The 14,148-nt window shown below is 67.2% G+C and carries 13 protein-coding genes; 6 read left to right on the top strand and 7 right to left on the bottom strand.

What is annotated here, in order from left to right; all coding sequences use genetic code 11:
• Positions 1 to 27: 27 nt before the first annotated feature.
• Entirely contained in the window at positions 28 to 1,020 is a 993-nt protein-coding gene (locus AC2EBU_RS00445; RefSeq protein WP_484608422.1) for a catalase family protein, read from the bottom strand.
• Positions 1,021 to 1,167: 147 nt separating this feature from the next.
• Here AC2EBU_RS00445 and AC2EBU_RS00440 point away from each other — a divergent pair, with 147 nt between their 5' ends.
• Positions 1,168 to 1,557, top strand: a complete 390-nt coding sequence (locus AC2EBU_RS00440) for a VOC family protein (RefSeq protein WP_484608421.1) — start codon at positions 1,168 to 1,170, stop codon at positions 1,555 to 1,557.
• Between the two features lie 17 nt (positions 1,558 to 1,574).
• On the opposite strand, the gene AC2EBU_RS00435 is transcribed toward AC2EBU_RS00440, so the two are convergent.
• Together AC2EBU_RS00435 and AC2EBU_RS00430 are read right to left on the bottom strand one after the other, a co-directional pair.
• Complete coding sequence (locus AC2EBU_RS00435; protein WP_484608420.1) at positions 1,575 to 2,777, bottom strand: hypothetical protein; 1,203 nt, start codon at positions 2,775 to 2,777, stop codon at positions 1,575 to 1,577.
• Between the two features lie 60 nt (positions 2,778 to 2,837).
• Positions 2,838 to 3,746 carry a hypothetical protein gene (locus tag AC2EBU_RS00430; protein ID WP_484608419.1) on the bottom strand — a complete coding sequence of 303 codons (909 nt, stop codon included), beginning with the start codon at positions 3,744 to 3,746 and terminating at the stop codon, positions 2,838 to 2,840.
• Between the two features lie 187 nt (positions 3,747 to 3,933).
• Here AC2EBU_RS00430 and AC2EBU_RS00425 point away from each other — a divergent pair, with 187 nt between their 5' ends.
• Entirely contained in the window at positions 3,934 to 4,407 is a 474-nt protein-coding gene (locus AC2EBU_RS00425) for an SRPBCC family protein (RefSeq protein ID WP_484608418.1), read from the top strand.
• Between the two features lie 205 nt (positions 4,408 to 4,612).
• Here AC2EBU_RS00425 and ylqF read toward each other — a convergent pair whose 3' ends face one another.
• The gene (ylqF, locus tag AC2EBU_RS00420) at positions 4,613 to 5,581 is read right to left on the bottom strand and encodes a ribosome biogenesis GTPase YlqF (RefSeq protein ID WP_484608417.1); all 969 of its coding nucleotides are present in this window, start codon (positions 5,579 to 5,581) and stop codon (positions 4,613 to 4,615) included.
• A 51-nt stretch (positions 5,582 to 5,632) separates the two neighbouring features.
• Here ylqF and AC2EBU_RS00415 point away from each other — a divergent pair, with 51 nt between their 5' ends.
• Positions 5,633 to 5,947 (top strand): 2Fe-2S iron-sulfur cluster-binding protein, encoded by a 315-nt coding sequence (locus AC2EBU_RS00415; protein ID WP_484608416.1) that lies wholly within the window; start codon positions 5,633 to 5,635, stop codon positions 5,945 to 5,947.
• Between the two features lie 570 nt (positions 5,948 to 6,517).
• Here the strand turns inward: AC2EBU_RS00415 and AC2EBU_RS00410 are convergent.
• Together AC2EBU_RS00410 and AC2EBU_RS00405 are read right to left on the bottom strand one after the other, a co-directional pair.
• Complete coding sequence (locus AC2EBU_RS00410) at positions 6,518 to 6,919, bottom strand: carboxymuconolactone decarboxylase family protein (protein WP_484608415.1); 402 nt, start codon at positions 6,917 to 6,919, stop codon at positions 6,518 to 6,520.
• A gap of 27 nt (positions 6,920 to 6,946) precedes the next feature.
• A complete protein-coding gene (locus AC2EBU_RS00405) occupies positions 6,947 to 7,600 on the bottom strand; it encodes a GDSL-type esterase/lipase family protein (protein ID WP_484608414.1) in 654 nt (217 codons plus the stop codon).
• Positions 7,601 to 7,716: 116 nt separating this feature from the next.
• Between AC2EBU_RS00405 and AC2EBU_RS00400 the strand changes: the two genes are divergently transcribed.
• The 3 genes from AC2EBU_RS00400 to AC2EBU_RS00390 all read left to right on the top strand — a co-directional run bounded on the left by AC2EBU_RS00400 (position 7,717) and on the right by AC2EBU_RS00390 (position 11,445).
• Complete coding sequence (locus tag AC2EBU_RS00400; protein WP_484608413.1) at positions 7,717 to 8,613, top strand: NUDIX hydrolase; 897 nt, start codon at positions 7,717 to 7,719, stop codon at positions 8,611 to 8,613.
• Between the two features lie 93 nt (positions 8,614 to 8,706).
• Positions 8,707 to 10,254 carry an acyl-CoA synthetase gene (locus tag AC2EBU_RS00395; protein WP_484608412.1) on the top strand — a complete coding sequence of 516 codons (1,548 nt, stop codon included), beginning with the start codon at positions 8,707 to 8,709 and terminating at the stop codon, positions 10,252 to 10,254.
• Positions 10,255 to 10,332: 78 nt separating this feature from the next.
• Positions 10,333 to 11,445, top strand: a complete 1,113-nt coding sequence (locus AC2EBU_RS00390; protein ID WP_484608411.1) for a hypothetical protein — start codon at positions 10,333 to 10,335, stop codon at positions 11,443 to 11,445.
• Positions 11,446 to 11,505: 60 nt separating this feature from the next.
• On the opposite strand, the gene AC2EBU_RS00385 is transcribed toward AC2EBU_RS00390, so the two are convergent.
• Positions 11,506 to 14,013: a DUF1631 family protein gene (locus tag AC2EBU_RS00385; protein ID WP_484608410.1), complete on the bottom strand. Its 2,508-nt coding sequence runs from the start codon at positions 14,011 to 14,013 to the stop codon at positions 11,506 to 11,508.
• Between the last annotated feature and the right edge of the window lie 135 nt (positions 14,014 to 14,148).

Below are 14,148 nucleotides of genomic sequence, written 5' to 3'. Positions count from 1 at the left end.
GCGGGACTCACCGGCTTTCGATCGGGTTCAGGCCGCGCCACGGCCCTTCTGACTTTCGAAGTAGACCACCTTGCGGGCTCGCTGCACATCGCCCAGCGGCCGGTGCGCGGCCAGGGCTTGCCACGGGTCGAACACGGCGGCTTCGGCGTCCGCCAGCAGTTGGCGGCCTTCTTCGGAGGCGGTGTTCTGGCGCGGCAGGGTCAGTCGCGCCACCGTCCGATACGGTGTGGGCCAGTTGACCGACGCGTCTTCGATCGGGGTGAGGTTTTCGCTCACGAAGGGTTGCAACTGCAGGTCCCATTGCAACGGGCCTGCCGCCAGGCGGGCGGCAAAATCCCCGCCCCAGTCAGCCGCGGCGCCGGCCCGATGCTCGCCATTGGCCGCGTCGGGCAGGAGCCGAACCCGCACCGCGTAAGGACCGTTGGCCATGGGAACCGCACTGAACAGCGGCTCCGTGGCAAAACCGCCGAAAGCCTTCCCTACCGTCTTGGCCAGCTGCAGCATCCGTGCGCTGCCGCCGAAAAGGCCGTATCGTCGGACCAGATACCGCAACAACGCGCCGCCACCTTCACTGGCGGCCATCGCGAAGTCCACAAATTCATCGCTGCGCGCAAAGGCAAAGGCCTCATGGTTGATCAAGGTAAAGCATTGCGCCACCGCCGGTCCGCCGAGCGCCGACTCGCCGCGCACGCCCAATACCCGCAGGCCCAAACCCCGGATGTCCGGAATGCGGTCACTGGCGCGGTCCATGCCGCCATTGGACAGCCGAACCCAAGTTTCGTAAGAACCGGAATGGGAGAACAAACCTTGCGCCGCCCACTCTGGCAGGCCATTGCCCACCGTGAGGGTGCCACGCGCTGCGGTGAGCTGCTTGCGGTGCAATGCGCGCCCGACACCCCATTTTCGGGATTTGCGTGCTTGCAACTGCGCAAACTGCCGGCCATACCCGGCGTACCGAGCCTCATCGTCGGCACCGCTCTGCTCGCGCCAGTCTGTGCTGGCCTTCTGTGGCTCTGTCATCGGTTCTCCTCGTCAAGCCATCGTTCGGCCACTATGGTACGCGCCCCGGCCCGCCGCCCAATTTCGCCGCGTCGCTTGCCCCTGGAAGGACGTCGCCCTACACTGCCTGCGACCGGCAACGTGGCCGGTATCTGTCAGGAGGCTCCCATGAGTTCTGCATCCAACGCAGTCGGCTGGTTTGAGATCTATGTTGCCGACTTCGAACGCGCAAAAAAATTCTATGCCGCGGTCTTTCAGCGGCCTATGGAAGACTTGGCCGCACCGCCGGGGAGCCCCCCCATGAAGATGTGTGCATTCAGCATGAACCCCGAAGGCATGGGGTCGGCGGGTGCTTTGGTGTGCGATGACATGATGAAACCCGGCGCTGGCGGCACCCTGGTGTACTTTTCCTGTGCGGACTGCGCAGTGGAGGCCGCGCGTGCTGCCGAGCACGGCGGGCAGGTGTTCCAGCCCAAAATGAGCATCGGTCCCTACGGCTTCATCGCCATCGTCGGCGACACCGAAGGCAACACGATCGGACTGCATTCGATGGCCTGACCCGTTCGCGCAGACCATCAGCGGCCCTGCAGTCGCTGCACCTGCGTCTTGGCCGCCTCGGCGTCCCTGGCGTATTCAGCCAGGTGTCGGTCTCTTTCCTCACTGCGCCATTCGTCGGTCGAGAAGCGACTCAGCGCATAGGACGCGCTGCGGTAGACGGTGCCAACCTGCCGGGCCATCATGACCCGGTCGGGGAACTGGTCGGGCAACAGCAGGAAACCTTCAACGTCCCGCAGTCCCAGCGGAAAGACCGGGGCCTTGTCGCGCAGCAGCGCGCCGAAGACCTGCAGCCGGAACTCCTGAGGTCCGGCTGCAACCTCTTCATTGAACTGCAGCAGCGCAAATGGGTTGCCATTCGCGTCATCCACCCGGGCGGATGCGACATAGCGGCCCGGGCGGCTGACATTGACTTTGAGGTAAAAGTTGAGTGAACCGTTTTCGACCGCCTCCCGGAAACCCGCCCAGGTGGCTGGCACACCCGGTGTGTAGATCACGTCGAAATGCGCGACACCCGACTCGCCGCCCGCCGTGACCTGCGCGAGTACGCGGATGGTGCCCGCGTAGGCGCTGAAACCTTGCTGCGAAGGGCTCAGTTGCGCCGAATGCACACCGTCACCGGCTTGCTGGTCGGCGCCGGAGCCGTTGTCGACAAAAGTCAGCCCGGCCGAGATCAGGGGGACCGGTGTTCGGGTGTCCGGCACCGATTGCGCCGCAGCCCGGGTAACCAGCAGCGGCATGGCGCGTCCCTCTTCATTGACCCCTTCGACGGTAAAGCGCACGGTCTCGGCGCCACTGAGGAAAACCCGTTCCTGGGTGGTGCGCAGGCGCACGCCCCGCACCGGTTCGCCATTGGGCTTGCGCAAGGACACTTCTTCGGCCACCGGCGCAAACGGCCGAACCTGATCGGGGTGCTCCGCGATCGGGCGGGAATCATGCGGATACCGCGTCGCGTCGCGGTAGGCGAGGTAGACCTGCTCGGCCCGCTCATAGCGGCCTTGCCACATGGCCAGTTGCGCCTGCCGTTGCAATTGCCCTTCGGCACTGAAGGGCGCAGCGGGACCACCCCGGGGCCCCGATCCGCCCGGTCCGCCCGCCGTCGCCGCAGCGCCGGCCGCTGCCCCGCTGGAGCCAGCAGCGCCAGAGGCTGCCTTGCCCGACGTGTCAACCGCACCGGCGTCCGCCAGCAGGAAGGCGGCACTGGCTCCCAGGAGCAGCGCCACGGCGCCGCCCAAAAGCCAGGTGTTCGCGCGCGTCAAACCGATGCCGCCCGGCGAAGGCGATCAGTTGGCATTGGCCGCCATGTCGGCGCGCACCTTGGACACCACACCACCCCAGTTGCCGTTGGTGTAGTGGTTGAACGATTCGGTGTCATCGCGGAAAACCACCGAGTGGAAAGACCATTTGGCGCGTCCGCCCTCGTTGGCGGCCGTCCCCAGGGTCAGGTCGTTGCAGAACCAGTCGGACGGGTTGCAGAAGCCCGCTCCACCACTGCCCGACACCCCCCCGGCCGAGTGATAGGCCACGGCCTCGTCATCCTGCCCCGGCAACACGGCCGAGTAAAGTGTGCCGGCAGCCCCGGCATACATATAGAACCATTTGGCCCGGGTCTGGTTGTGGTCGTACATGGCACGGGCCGTTGCGGTCTTGAGGTCGGAGGTAAGCGGATCGGACACTGCCCAGCTGCCCACGTTGGCCAGTTCACTGCCGCCACCCGCACCCGCGGCCACGTTCACCCACTTGATGTTCCAGCCGGTCTGGGTGGTGCCGTCGGTGTTGCCGCAGACACCACTGGCGTTGGGAGTGGCGTTTTTCTTCTGGCGCGCCGTGCCGCCGTACAAGGACAGGGCGTACCCGATCTGCAAGTTGCCGGCACTGTGGGCGGCGATGTAGCACCAGTTGTTGCCGGTGCAATAACAATCGAGCGCGTCGCGAATGCGATAGTTCTGGTCGGCAACGCGGTTGAAACCATCCCAGTTGACCGATTTTTTGTTCACTCCGCCGGCGGTGCCGGATGGTCCCCAATAGGTGAAGTCGGCATGGTTGCCGGGCTGTCCGCCGCCGGTGCGACCGTTGATCCACAACGAATAGTTGGTGGCGTGCAAGGCACCTGCCACACCAGCCAACAAGGCGGTTGCGGCCAACAGGCGACGGGTCGTGCGGTTAGTGACGGGTGAAAGGCGGTGGAACATGTCGGTCTCCTCGGGTCGTAAATGGGAACACGGCAAGACCGGTCGATACCACCCGATCAAAAACGAACGCTCGTGCTTTTTTGATTGTCACTTCGTCGCCCAAGCGACACAACTCGGGTTTACCCTCGGTATCCTATCGCCGCAGCCATTACAGTCGCGGCCAGCAACGCCGCAAAAGGAATACCCCATGTCCATCACTGTCCCCGTCGACCTGGGCTACGAATTCGAGGTCCGCGCCAAAGCGGCCGATGTCTTTGCCGTGCTCGCCGACGTGCCGCTGTCGGCCAGCCACTTTCCCAAAGTGGAGCAGCTCACCGACCTGGGCAGCGGCGTCTACCGCTGGGACATGGCCAAGGTGGGCACCGAACAGATTCATATCCAGACGATCTATGCGAGCCGGTATGCGAGCAACCGCGCCAAAGGCTCGGTGATCTGGACACCGGTCGAAGGCATAGGCAATGCCCTGGTGGGCGGCAGCTGGGCCATCAAGGGCAAGCGGGGGTCCACGGCGATTCGTCTCGATATCGAAGCCGAGATCACCGTGGATCTGCCCGCGCTGATGAAACCCTTGGTCGAACCGGTGGTCAATGTCGAGTTCGAACAACTGATCGAGCGTTACATCGACAACCTGATCGAGCGCTTCGGCGGCGAGGTGGAATGACCCAGCGGTTATCCCGCCTGGCCGTGGACAAGGGTGTGGAAAAGTACGGGCCAGCACGGTAAGGCTGCGCCAAGTGCTTGATTCGACAGGATTTTCTTCACACTGCCTGCCAAACGGGCAGACCTACGCAGGACGGCGCCGGGGTCATTGCGCCGCATCGCCCCGTCAGCGACCGACTTGCTTGGCACGGAGCCCGTAGAAGGGCTTATTCGACCGGTTCGCCGTCAGCGACCGGCCCCTTGCCCCCCGGCTTGCCCCGCCGCGCCCGCGCCTCTTTCTTCGCCGCGCGCTCGGCGTCGGCGCGCTGGCCGGCTTCGGTCCAGGCGGCAAATTCCTCCGGCGTCTCCAGCGTGATGCGGCCGATCTCGCCCGCGCGGTAGTCCGTCATCACGATTTCGGCGGCCTTTTGCAGGTTCACCCGGCCTTTGCCCAGCAGGGCGCCGCGGCGCTGCCCGATGGCTTCGAGCAAGGCGTCGTCCTTGAGCGCGGCAATCGCCTCGGGCGTCAGCGGCAGTTTGAAGCGCGCCTGCAGACCGGCCGGGTAGTGCTGGCGCAGGTAATCGAGCAGCTCCAGCGCGACCAGGTCATCGTCGTAGGCGTTGCGGCCGATGGCGCCGCTGGCCGCGAGGCGAAAGCCGCTTTGCGGCACGGCGATGCGCGGCCACAACATGCCGGGGGTGTCGTACAGGTAGAAGTCATCCGCCAGCGTCAGGCGCTGCTCCATCTTGGTGATGCCGGCTTCGTCACCCGTCTTGGCCACCTTGCGGCCCACCAGCGCGTTGATCAGCGTGGACTTGCCCACGTTCGGGATGCCGCAGATCAGCACCCGCATCGGTTTGGCCAGCCCGCCGCGTCCGGGCGCCAGTGCCTTGCAGGCCGCGATCAGCGCCTTCACCGGCGTGGCCGCGCCCGCCTCCAGCGCGATGGCGCGGGTGCCGGGCCGGGCGTTGTAGTGCGCCAGCCAAGCCTCGGTGCGCGCCGGGTCCGCCAGATCCTGCTTGCTGAGAATCTTGAGCGTGGGCCGGCCCGCCGTCAGCTCGGTCAGCAGCGGGTTGGCGCTGGAGCCCGGCAGGCGGGCGTCGAGCATCTCGATCACCACGTCGATCTCTTTCACCCGCTCGGCAATCGCCTTGCGTGTGAGGTGCATGTGCCCGGGAAACCACTGAATCGCCATCGTCCGCCTTGTTGTTGCGCTTCGTCCTGCCGCCTGCGGTATGTTGCAGGCATGAAAGCCCCCGATTGTGACGGCCCCGCCTCGGACAACCCTGCCCCGCCCCTGCTGCACTGGCCTGGCCACCCGGACCTGACGCTCGCGCCCGGCCAGACCGTGCTCGCCGCGCTGGAAGCCGCCGGCCTGCCCTGGCCGGCCTCGTGCCGAAACGGCACCTGCCGCACCTGCATCGGCCGCCTGGCCGCGGGCCGGGTGCGCCACACCATCCCCTGGCCCGGCCTGTCGGCCGACGAAAAGGCCGATGGCTGTTTTCTGGCCTGTGTGGCGGTTGCGGACGACGACGTGACGCTGGCCGGGCCGGGGGCGTAGGCGAGCAGTCCCGGGCGGAGCAAGAACGCTCACCACCGCCGCCAACACCGCCATCGCCGAAATTCCGGCCCAAAACAGCCGATACCCAGCATGGAGAGGTGATGGTTTGCTATTGATGCAGTAGCGCGCTTCCTCTGCCGCCCTTGGCGCGTGCACTCCCCCTTGTTCAATGACAAGGCCAGATCGGCTGTTCGGCTCCCCTTTCCGCCCTGGCGAGGGTGGAAAGGGGCGGGGGGGATAGGGGGTGGAATCAGCGCGGCATGGATCGGGGAAAGGCCCATTTCACGCTGAACGGGTGGAATTGCCTTCCCGGCGGCTTCCTCACTTTCCCCCCTCTCTCCCCCCGCCCTCTCTCGCCCCCGCCGGGGCGAAAGAGGGAGCCTGAACAGCCGATCTGGCCGCGTGTTCAAACGAAGGGGAGTGCAAAGGGGGATGGGCGGCTGGCTTTCCGGCGGCAGTGCCGCAGCACGCCGTTTCCTCACCTTTTTTGCTGTTTACCCAGCGTGAAATGGTCGTTGTTTGCTATCTTTTTTAACGCCGTCAACTGGCCGCTCAGCAGCGATTTGCCGATCAACCGCGCTCGAACGCCGCGTCCACCGGCACCTGCAGGCCGGTGGCGAGCTGGTTGGTCTTGGCGGCCAGGGCAATGATGGACAGCAGTTCGGCGTGCTGGGCCGCCGTCATGCCCTTGGCGGTGGCGGCGGCGGTGTGGGAATGCACACAGTAGCTGCAGCCGTTCAGGATGGACGCCGTGATGTAGACCATCTCCTTGGTCAGCGGATCGATGGCCGACGGCGTGGCCATGACGCGTTTGACCTCGGCCCAGGTCTGCTCCAGCAGCGTCGGATCGAACGCCAGGTAACGCCACATGTTGTTGATGAAATCGGTGCGGCGGGTGGCGCGGATGTCGTCAAAAACGGCTTTGACGCGCGGATCGGCTTCGGGATTGGCCGGCGGTGCGATGGTGGACATGGGGGTGGTCTCGTGAGGTGGAAGGAGTCAGGACAGTGGCAGCAGCCCGGCCGCGCGGGCGGTGGCCACGATGTTGCGCGCCTGCTGGGCGTAACCGCGCGCGTTGGCATGGATCGCGTCCGAGCGCAGCTCGGCGTCGGCCAGCACCTCGGACCAGCCTTCGCGCTGCAGCACCACCGCGCGCGCGGCAGCGATGTCGGCGTACATCGGGTGGTCGGTCAGCGAGCCGATGGCGGCGGACAGCGAGGGCCGCGGCACGGCCAGCAGCATCACCTGCAGGCCACGGGCCAGGGCGGTGTCGCAGAGGGCTTCGATGTGGGCGCGGGTCTCGGCCTCGGGCAGGCGGCGCAGGAAGTCGTTGCCACCAATACTCAGGATCAGCAACTGTGCCCCGGCGGTGTCCAGCAGCGCGGGCAGGCGCTCACGCGCCTGGGCGGCGGTGTCGCCCGGCACGCCGGCGTTGACCACCTCCCAGCCGGTCAGGCGGGCCAGTTCGGCCGGATACGCGGTGTCGGGGGTGGCGCCGGTGCCAAAGGTCAGCGAATCGCCCAGCGCGATCACCAAGGCGCCCTTCGGCACCGGGCGCGCCCTGGCGCGTTTGCGCCCGCAGGACACCAAAGCCCCGCCCGCCAGCAGGGCCAATACGCCGCGCCGGGAGGGCAGCCAACGAGCATGCTTCATGACCCTGTCCTTTCTCCGAGGTCCCGCGCAACTGCGGGTGGGAGCCTTCAGCCTTTATTCTGGTAGCCTGAAGCACAGGATACCTACCGCAATTTACCGCAAGGACGCCGCCCATCATGTCCACCATGGTCGCTACGGAATCACCCTCGTCGCCCCCGCCCGCGCGCCCCGCCGCCACCGTGGTCCTTCTGCGCGACGCCCCCGGCGGGCTGGAGGTGTTCCTGATGCGCCGCCACGGCGAATCCGACGTGCTGGGCGGTGCCTACGTCTTCCCTGGCGGCAAGCTGGACGCAGACGACGCGCGGCTGGACATGGCCGCCCACCTGGACCAGGCCCCGGACGCGCTGCACCAGGCGCTGGGCGAGCCGGAGCTGGACGCCACCACCGCGGCCAGTCTCTACGTGGCGGCGCTGCGCGAGGCGTTCGAAGAGTCGGGCATCCTGTTTGCGGAAGACGCTTACACGGCATCGGCGGTGGACGCCGACGCCGCCGCGGCCCGGCTGCGCGGCGGCCAGTCCTTTGCAGCGCTGCTGGCGGCCATGGGCCTGCGCCTTCGCACCCGCGACGTGGCCCCGTGGTCGCGCTGGGTGACGCCGCACGTGCCGACCATGATGAACAAGCGCTTCGACACGCGCTTTTTTGTCGCCGCGGTTCCGTCCGACCAGACCGCCCGCCACGACAACTTTGAAACCACCCACAGCGTGTGGCTGCCGCCGCGCACCGCGCTGGAGCAGTACCGCGACGGCCTGATCACCATGGCAGCGCCGCAGATCATGAGCCTGGCGCACCTGGCGCGCCACCAGCGGGTGGACAGTGTGCTGGGCGCGGCCCGCGCGCGCCGCCCGCCGGTGATCCAGCCCGCCTCGTTCACCCAGGGCGAGGACCGCATCCTGTGCTACCCCGGCGACCCGCGCCACCCGGTGGCCGAACGCGCCCTGCCCGGCCCGACACGGCTGCGTTTTCGCGCGCAACGCTTTGAACCCATCGACGGGTTCGAATCCCTGTTTGCCTGAAAACCGTCGCAGCCCGGCTATCGGTGAAACCGTGTGTTCACGTCCGCCCCGCTTCACGCTAAAACAGCCGCTTTTGATCGCAGAGAAACCGCCATGCACCCCATCGTCCGCCGCCAGACCATCGCCGACGCCTTGCGCCGCACCGCGCTGCGCCTGCCGGCCAAGACCGCCATCGTCTGTGGCGACACCTCCTGGTCCTATGCCGAGTTTGACGCCCTGGTCACGCGCCTGGCGGCGGGCCTGGCCGGGCGCGGCGTGCGCCAGGGCGACCGCGTGGCGGTGCTGGCCCGCAATTCGCACGGGTTTGCCGCGCTGCGTTTTGCGCTGGCCCGGCTGGGTGCGGTGCTGGTGCCGATCAACTTCATGCTCAAGGCCGACGAAGTGGCCTACATCCTGCGCCATGCGGGCGCCCGCACGCTGGCCACCGACAGCGGCCTGGGGGACCTCGCCCGTGCGGCCGCCGCCCTGGACACCGCCGTGCAAGATTTCGTCTGGCTGCCCTCCGAGGACCCCAGCGAGCCGGCCTCCGGCATGGCCCGGTTCGACGAACTGGCCGCCTGCACCGAGCCCCTGCCCGAGATCACACTGACCAGCACCGACCTGGCCCAGATCGTCTACACCAGCGGCACCGAATCCATGCCCAAAGGCGCGATGCTGACGCACGACGCCGTGCTGTGGCAGTACGTCAGCTGCGTGATCAACGCCGAAATCGCCGAGAGCGACCTGGCGCTGCACGCGCTGCCGCTGTACCACTGCGCCCAGCTGGATGTGTTCTTCGGGCCCGCCATCTACATCGGCTCGACCAACGTCATCACCGGCAAACCGGTGCCGGACCACCTGCTGGCGCTGATGAGCCGCCACCGCATCACCAGCTTCTTCGCCCCGCCCACGGTCTGGATTGCGCTGCTGCGTTCGCCGCAGTTCGACACCACCGACCTGTCGGCGCTGGCCAAGGGGTATTACGGCGCCTCGATCATGCCGGTGGCGGTGCTGCAGGAGCTGGCAGCGCGGCTGCCCAGGGTGCGGCTGTGGAACCTGTACGGCCAGACCGAAATCGCGCCGCTGGCCACCATGCTCGGCCCGCAGGACCAGCTGCGCAAACCCGGCTCCTGCGGCAAGGCGGTGATCAATGTCGAAACCCGGGTGGTGAACGATGCCATGCAGGAAGTGGCCGTGGGCGAGGTGGGCGAGATCGTGCACCGGTCGCCCCACCTGATGCTGGGCTATTTCAACGATCCTGACAAGACGGCGGCCGCCTTCAGCGGCGACTGGTTCCACAGCGGCGACCTGGCCACCATCGATGCCGAGGGCTACATCAGCGTGGTGGACCGCAAGAAGGACATGATCAAGACCGGCGGCGAAAACGTCGCCAGCCGCGAGGTCGAAGAGATGATCTACCGCCTGCCACAGGTCAGCGAAGTCGCGGTGATCGGCCTGCCGGATCCGAAGTGGGTCGAAGCCGTGACCGCGGTGATCGTGGTGAAGGCCGGGCAGACCCTGACCGAGGACGAGGTGATCACCCACTGCACGACCCACATGGCCGGCTTCAAGGCGCCCAAGCGCGTGGTGTTTGCCGACAGCCTGCCCAAGAACCCCAGCGGCAAGCTGCTCAAGCGCGAGCTTCGCCAGCGCCTCAACTGACGCCCGGTCGGATGCTGGCCGCGGGCGGCCGGCCCGCCCCACGGCCCGGTACCACGGCCCGGTACACTTGCGCCCTCCATGAGCGACGACAAGAAAAAAATCCGCCGGGCGAGTACGCCGGCCATGTCCGGGTGGGCCAAACTGCAACGCGGGCTGACTCCGGCCGCCGTGAGCAGCGAGGTACTCGCCGCCGCCGAACGGCACACCCGTGTTCCATTGCGCATCCGCCGGCAGGAATACGTGATTGCCTGGGGGCTGGCCCTTTCGACCGCCTGGGTCGCCACCCTGGAGCTTCCCGGCCAGTACGCACCCTGGGTTCTGGCCCTGCTGGCTTTGGCGATCGGAGGCTGGTGCCGGCAGTACCCGGCCCAGCACACCGCCATGATGATGCTGCGCGCCAGCATTCTGCTGGTGGGACTGACGGCCGTGCAACTGTCGCTGGACGGCGCCGCATCGCACAGCCTCTTTCGCTTCTGGCCGGTGGTGCTGGCCGCCGGCTATGCGCTCATCGCCGAGCGGCGCTGGGCCATTGCCATCCTGCTGATCTGCCTGTTGCAATTCGGCGCGACAACCGCCTTGCTGGGCATTTCGGGAGCCAGCCTCCAATCTGCCCTGGCATCGTTGGGAATCGTGCTGGTCTGGCCGATCGTGTCGATGATCCTGGCCCGCCCGGTGCATCAGAGCGTGGCCCAGATCGAAGCCAGCCTCAGTGATGAATCTTCGGGCCTTTACAACGCAGCCGGCTTGCTGGCCAACGGGCGCGACCTGATGTCACAGCATGTGCGCAGCGAAGAGCCGATCGCCATCGCCCTGGTACGCTACCGTGACCGCGCCGGCGCGGAGCGACTCTTGGGTCGCCAGGCTGCCGTTCGGCTGATGGGGCGCACGTTGCGCGTCATTGCCGCCCGTTCCGGTGGCGCAGCCATCGCTGCACGGGTGGGCTCCAACGAGTATGCCCTTCTCCTGCCCGGCCGCGATTCGAAACAGGCCCGTGCCTTGTTGCGGTCACGGCTGGGAGAACCCGCACAGCTGAGCACCGAACTGAACGGTACGGTAGTGCGCTTTGAGCTCGAATGGACCGCGACGAGCCCCCGACCCGAGATACAAACCATCGAGTTGCTGTACAAGAGGGTTCGCGACAAGCTGGTCATGCAGGGTGCCCCCGCCGACTCCACGGCCCACGACGACTGAAGGCCGGGCAGAGGGCGGCCCATGGCGGCTGCGCCGGCGGGCAGGTCGCCGGCCCATCACTCAGGGCGCGGCTTCGGCCTGCGCCAGAACAGCGTCCAGAGCCGTCTCCACCACCGGGCCACTGCGGACACCGCGCAGCCGGCCAGACGACAGCAGGCGCAGGCAACTGCGCCGGGTCATGGTGTGCGCGCGCCCCCCATGGCTGACAAACAGGAAAAGGCTGGCTTTCTCGCTTCGCCATTGCAACTGCGCCCGCAACCACTCGCCGCCCATCTGGAGGTCAACCCAGTCGCCGGTGCGCATCGCCGCGAGCACCTGCCCCTGGGGATCAGCGATTTCGGGGGGGGCCAAAGGATCGGACACGCCCGCCGCCGGGAGGTCAAGCGAGGCAGGCGCGGAATCCGGTGCCCCGGCATGGGCCACCGTCACCGGGGAAGGCGCCGGGGAACCGACCGAGTCGAGCGGAACGCCCGCACTGTCCGGTTCCGGGCTGAAACCGGCGACCTCGCGCTCTGCCGCCGACAGCCAGGGCGTCCCGGGGATACCGGGCGTTACGCGGGGCGGCACCACGGATTCCGCCGGGGCTGCGGGGGGAGGATGGGAGCCCGGTTCGCGCCGACCCCGCCGCCGGGTCAGGTCCAGGACCGGCTTGTGCAACTCCATCAGCTGATCCAGGAAGCTGGTCCGCTCCAGGGTATCTGCACCGATCAGGTCCAGTCCTTCATTGATCTTCCCCAGCAAGGACGGAATCATCTCGATCAACTGACCGGGCTGGCGCAGTGTGAATTCACGCTTGGCGCTCCACAGCAGGGAGGAAACCAGCACCCCATAGCCGCCCGGGTCCATCAGCCCGCGCTCGTCAATCAGGCGCGCGTGGGCCATCACCAGCGCCCAGCGCTCGTACAGGAAATCCAGCACCGGGCCGGGAACGCCCGCCAGGTCGGTGCGCTGACTCAGTTCAAAGGCGATGGAGTCGGCCAGACGCTGGCGCTCCTCGGCAAACTGCACGGCCGCCTGGGCGCGCAAGCGGCGCCGGTTTTCGGCTTCATCCTCCTCGGCCCACCCCTGCTCCAGCCCCTCCAGGCAGCGGGCAATGGGCTGAGCCGATTCGACCGGCTGCTCCGAAAGTCGGGCAATGGCCTGGGAGACCGGCAACATGAAATCGGCAAACGCGGCGCCGTATTCGTCGTTGTAACGCAGACTGCGCTGGGCAATGCGTTCCAGCATCTGCCGACCCGGATGCTGTGTGTCGGCCAGAAACTGCGGATCGGCCATCGCCAGGCGAACCAGCGAAGGCTCCAGCGCCACCATCGCCTCGCGCACCGGTGCAAGCAAGCGCTCATCCTGCCCGACCTGATCGACCAGACGATGGACACACTCCAGTGCGGTGGCCTGGGCGACATCGCTGACCTGCTGGCGCAGGTCGGCACGGACCAGGGCGCGCTCGCGGGCATGGGCCAGTTGACCCCAACGATGGCGATCGAGTTCATCACGTGTGCTGACCACCCGGGCGGGCCGGTTCACCGGCGGCAGTTCGCGGTAGTCCGGCACCTCCCCCGCGCGGGTATCGCCCGCCGGCTCGGTGTGGTCCAGCAGGCGCTCATATTCAGCCTGCGCCCGCTGGTGATAGTCCGGCGCGAGCCGCCCCGGAAGATGCCCGAGTGCCCCTTGCAGCAGATTGCGCACCCAGTGGCCGAACCCCTGGACCGGGTCAATCGCACGGGCGGGGTCCGTTGCGGCAGCCGATGCCGAGCCGCCCCGCGCCGCCTCGCCCCCCGCGCCATCACCGCCATGGCCCGCGGCAGCGGAAACGCCGCCTGGCAGTCCGCCGCTTTCCTGCCGGCCGGCGTCCACTGCGCCGCCGCGACCGGAGTCGAATGGGCGCGCCATACCGCTGTCGTCGGCACGGCGGGTGCGGTATCCGGGCGCTTCGACACCCCGTTCGGACAACACCTCCGCGATGCGGGTCAGCACGGCGCCCAACTCACGCCCGAACGCGCCGCCCAGATGGCGGCTCCAGTGCGCCCGCAGGCCGGGGTCCAGCGGCTGATCATCCAGCAGGCTCTGCAATACCGGCACAAACAGTTCAGGGCGGAACGGATTGCGCTCCGGGTCGATACCGTCCAGCCCCAGCGCGCCACTGACCAGTCCGTCCAGTTCGCCGACCTGCGCATCAACCAGCGGCGCGACCTGCTGCAGCAGGCGGCGCACCGCCAAGTCTTTTTCGACCTGATGGTGCCCGACCAGGGTCAACTCGCCCGGTGCGCTGACGGGTGCATCGAGAGCACCGAAATCGGAACCGCCGAAACCGGTCTTGGCCGGATTGCGCAGTGTCCGCTCCAGCACACGCCCCAACGAATCCACATACGCCTGGCGCAACTCGTCACGCCCTTTTTGCAGGGCCAGCCAGGCCAGCGCCAATTCATTGCGGACTGCAATCTTCTGCGCTGCGGCCTCTTCGGCGCGCAGCAGCACAATGACCCGGTCGATACAGGCCTGCAAGGCAATACCCGCCCCGGCGAGTGCTTCCTCGGAGCAGATCTGCAGGGTACGGGACGCGGCACGCATGACAAATTGGCAGTAACGTTTCTTGTCAGCCCGCTCTACACTTTCTGACGACTCTGACAAAAAGCGGCAAACGACTGACAAAAATCAGTCTGCCACTACATTGCGTCGCATTTGCTTACCGGAAACACACTGAAA

It is taken from the genome of Curvibacter sp. T50, assembly GCF_057219955.1.
This window is presented reverse-complemented; position numbering and strand designations above follow the sequence as displayed.

Bases quoted from the DNA above. Each gene is read 5' to 3' on its own strand.
- AC2EBU_RS00445 (WP_484608422.1), bottom strand. From the start codon at position 1,020: ATGACAGAGCCACAGAAGGCCAGCACAGACTGGCGCGAGCAGAGCGGT.
- AC2EBU_RS00440 (WP_484608421.1), top strand. From the start codon at position 1,168: ATGAGTTCTGCATCCAACGCAGTCGGCTGGTTTGAGATCTATGTTGCC.
- AC2EBU_RS00430 (WP_484608419.1), bottom strand. From the start codon at position 3,746: ATGTTCCACCGCCTTTCACCCGTCACTAACCGCACGACCCGTCGCCTG.
- AC2EBU_RS00425 (WP_484608418.1), top strand. From the start codon at position 3,934: ATGTCCATCACTGTCCCCGTCGACCTGGGCTACGAATTCGAGGTCCGC.
- ylqF (WP_484608417.1), bottom strand. From the start codon at position 5,581: ATGGCGATTCAGTGGTTTCCCGGGCACATGCACCTCACACGCAAGGCG.
- AC2EBU_RS00415 (WP_484608416.1), top strand. From the start codon at position 5,633: ATGAAAGCCCCCGATTGTGACGGCCCCGCCTCGGACAACCCTGCCCCG.
- AC2EBU_RS00410 (WP_484608415.1), bottom strand. From the start codon at position 6,919: ATGTCCACCATCGCACCGCCGGCCAATCCCGAAGCCGATCCGCGCGTC.
- AC2EBU_RS00405 (WP_484608414.1), bottom strand. From the start codon at position 7,600: ATGAAGCATGCTCGTTGGCTGCCCTCCCGGCGCGGCGTATTGGCCCTG.
- AC2EBU_RS00400 (WP_484608413.1), top strand. From the start codon at position 7,717: ATGTCCACCATGGTCGCTACGGAATCACCCTCGTCGCCCCCGCCCGCG.
- AC2EBU_RS00395 (WP_484608412.1), top strand. From the start codon at position 8,707: ATGCACCCCATCGTCCGCCGCCAGACCATCGCCGACGCCTTGCGCCGC.
- AC2EBU_RS00390 (WP_484608411.1), top strand. From the start codon at position 10,333: ATGAGCGACGACAAGAAAAAAATCCGCCGGGCGAGTACGCCGGCCATG.
- AC2EBU_RS00385 (WP_484608410.1), bottom strand. From the start codon at position 14,013: ATGCGTGCCGCGTCCCGTACCCTGCAGATCTGCTCCGAGGAAGCACTC.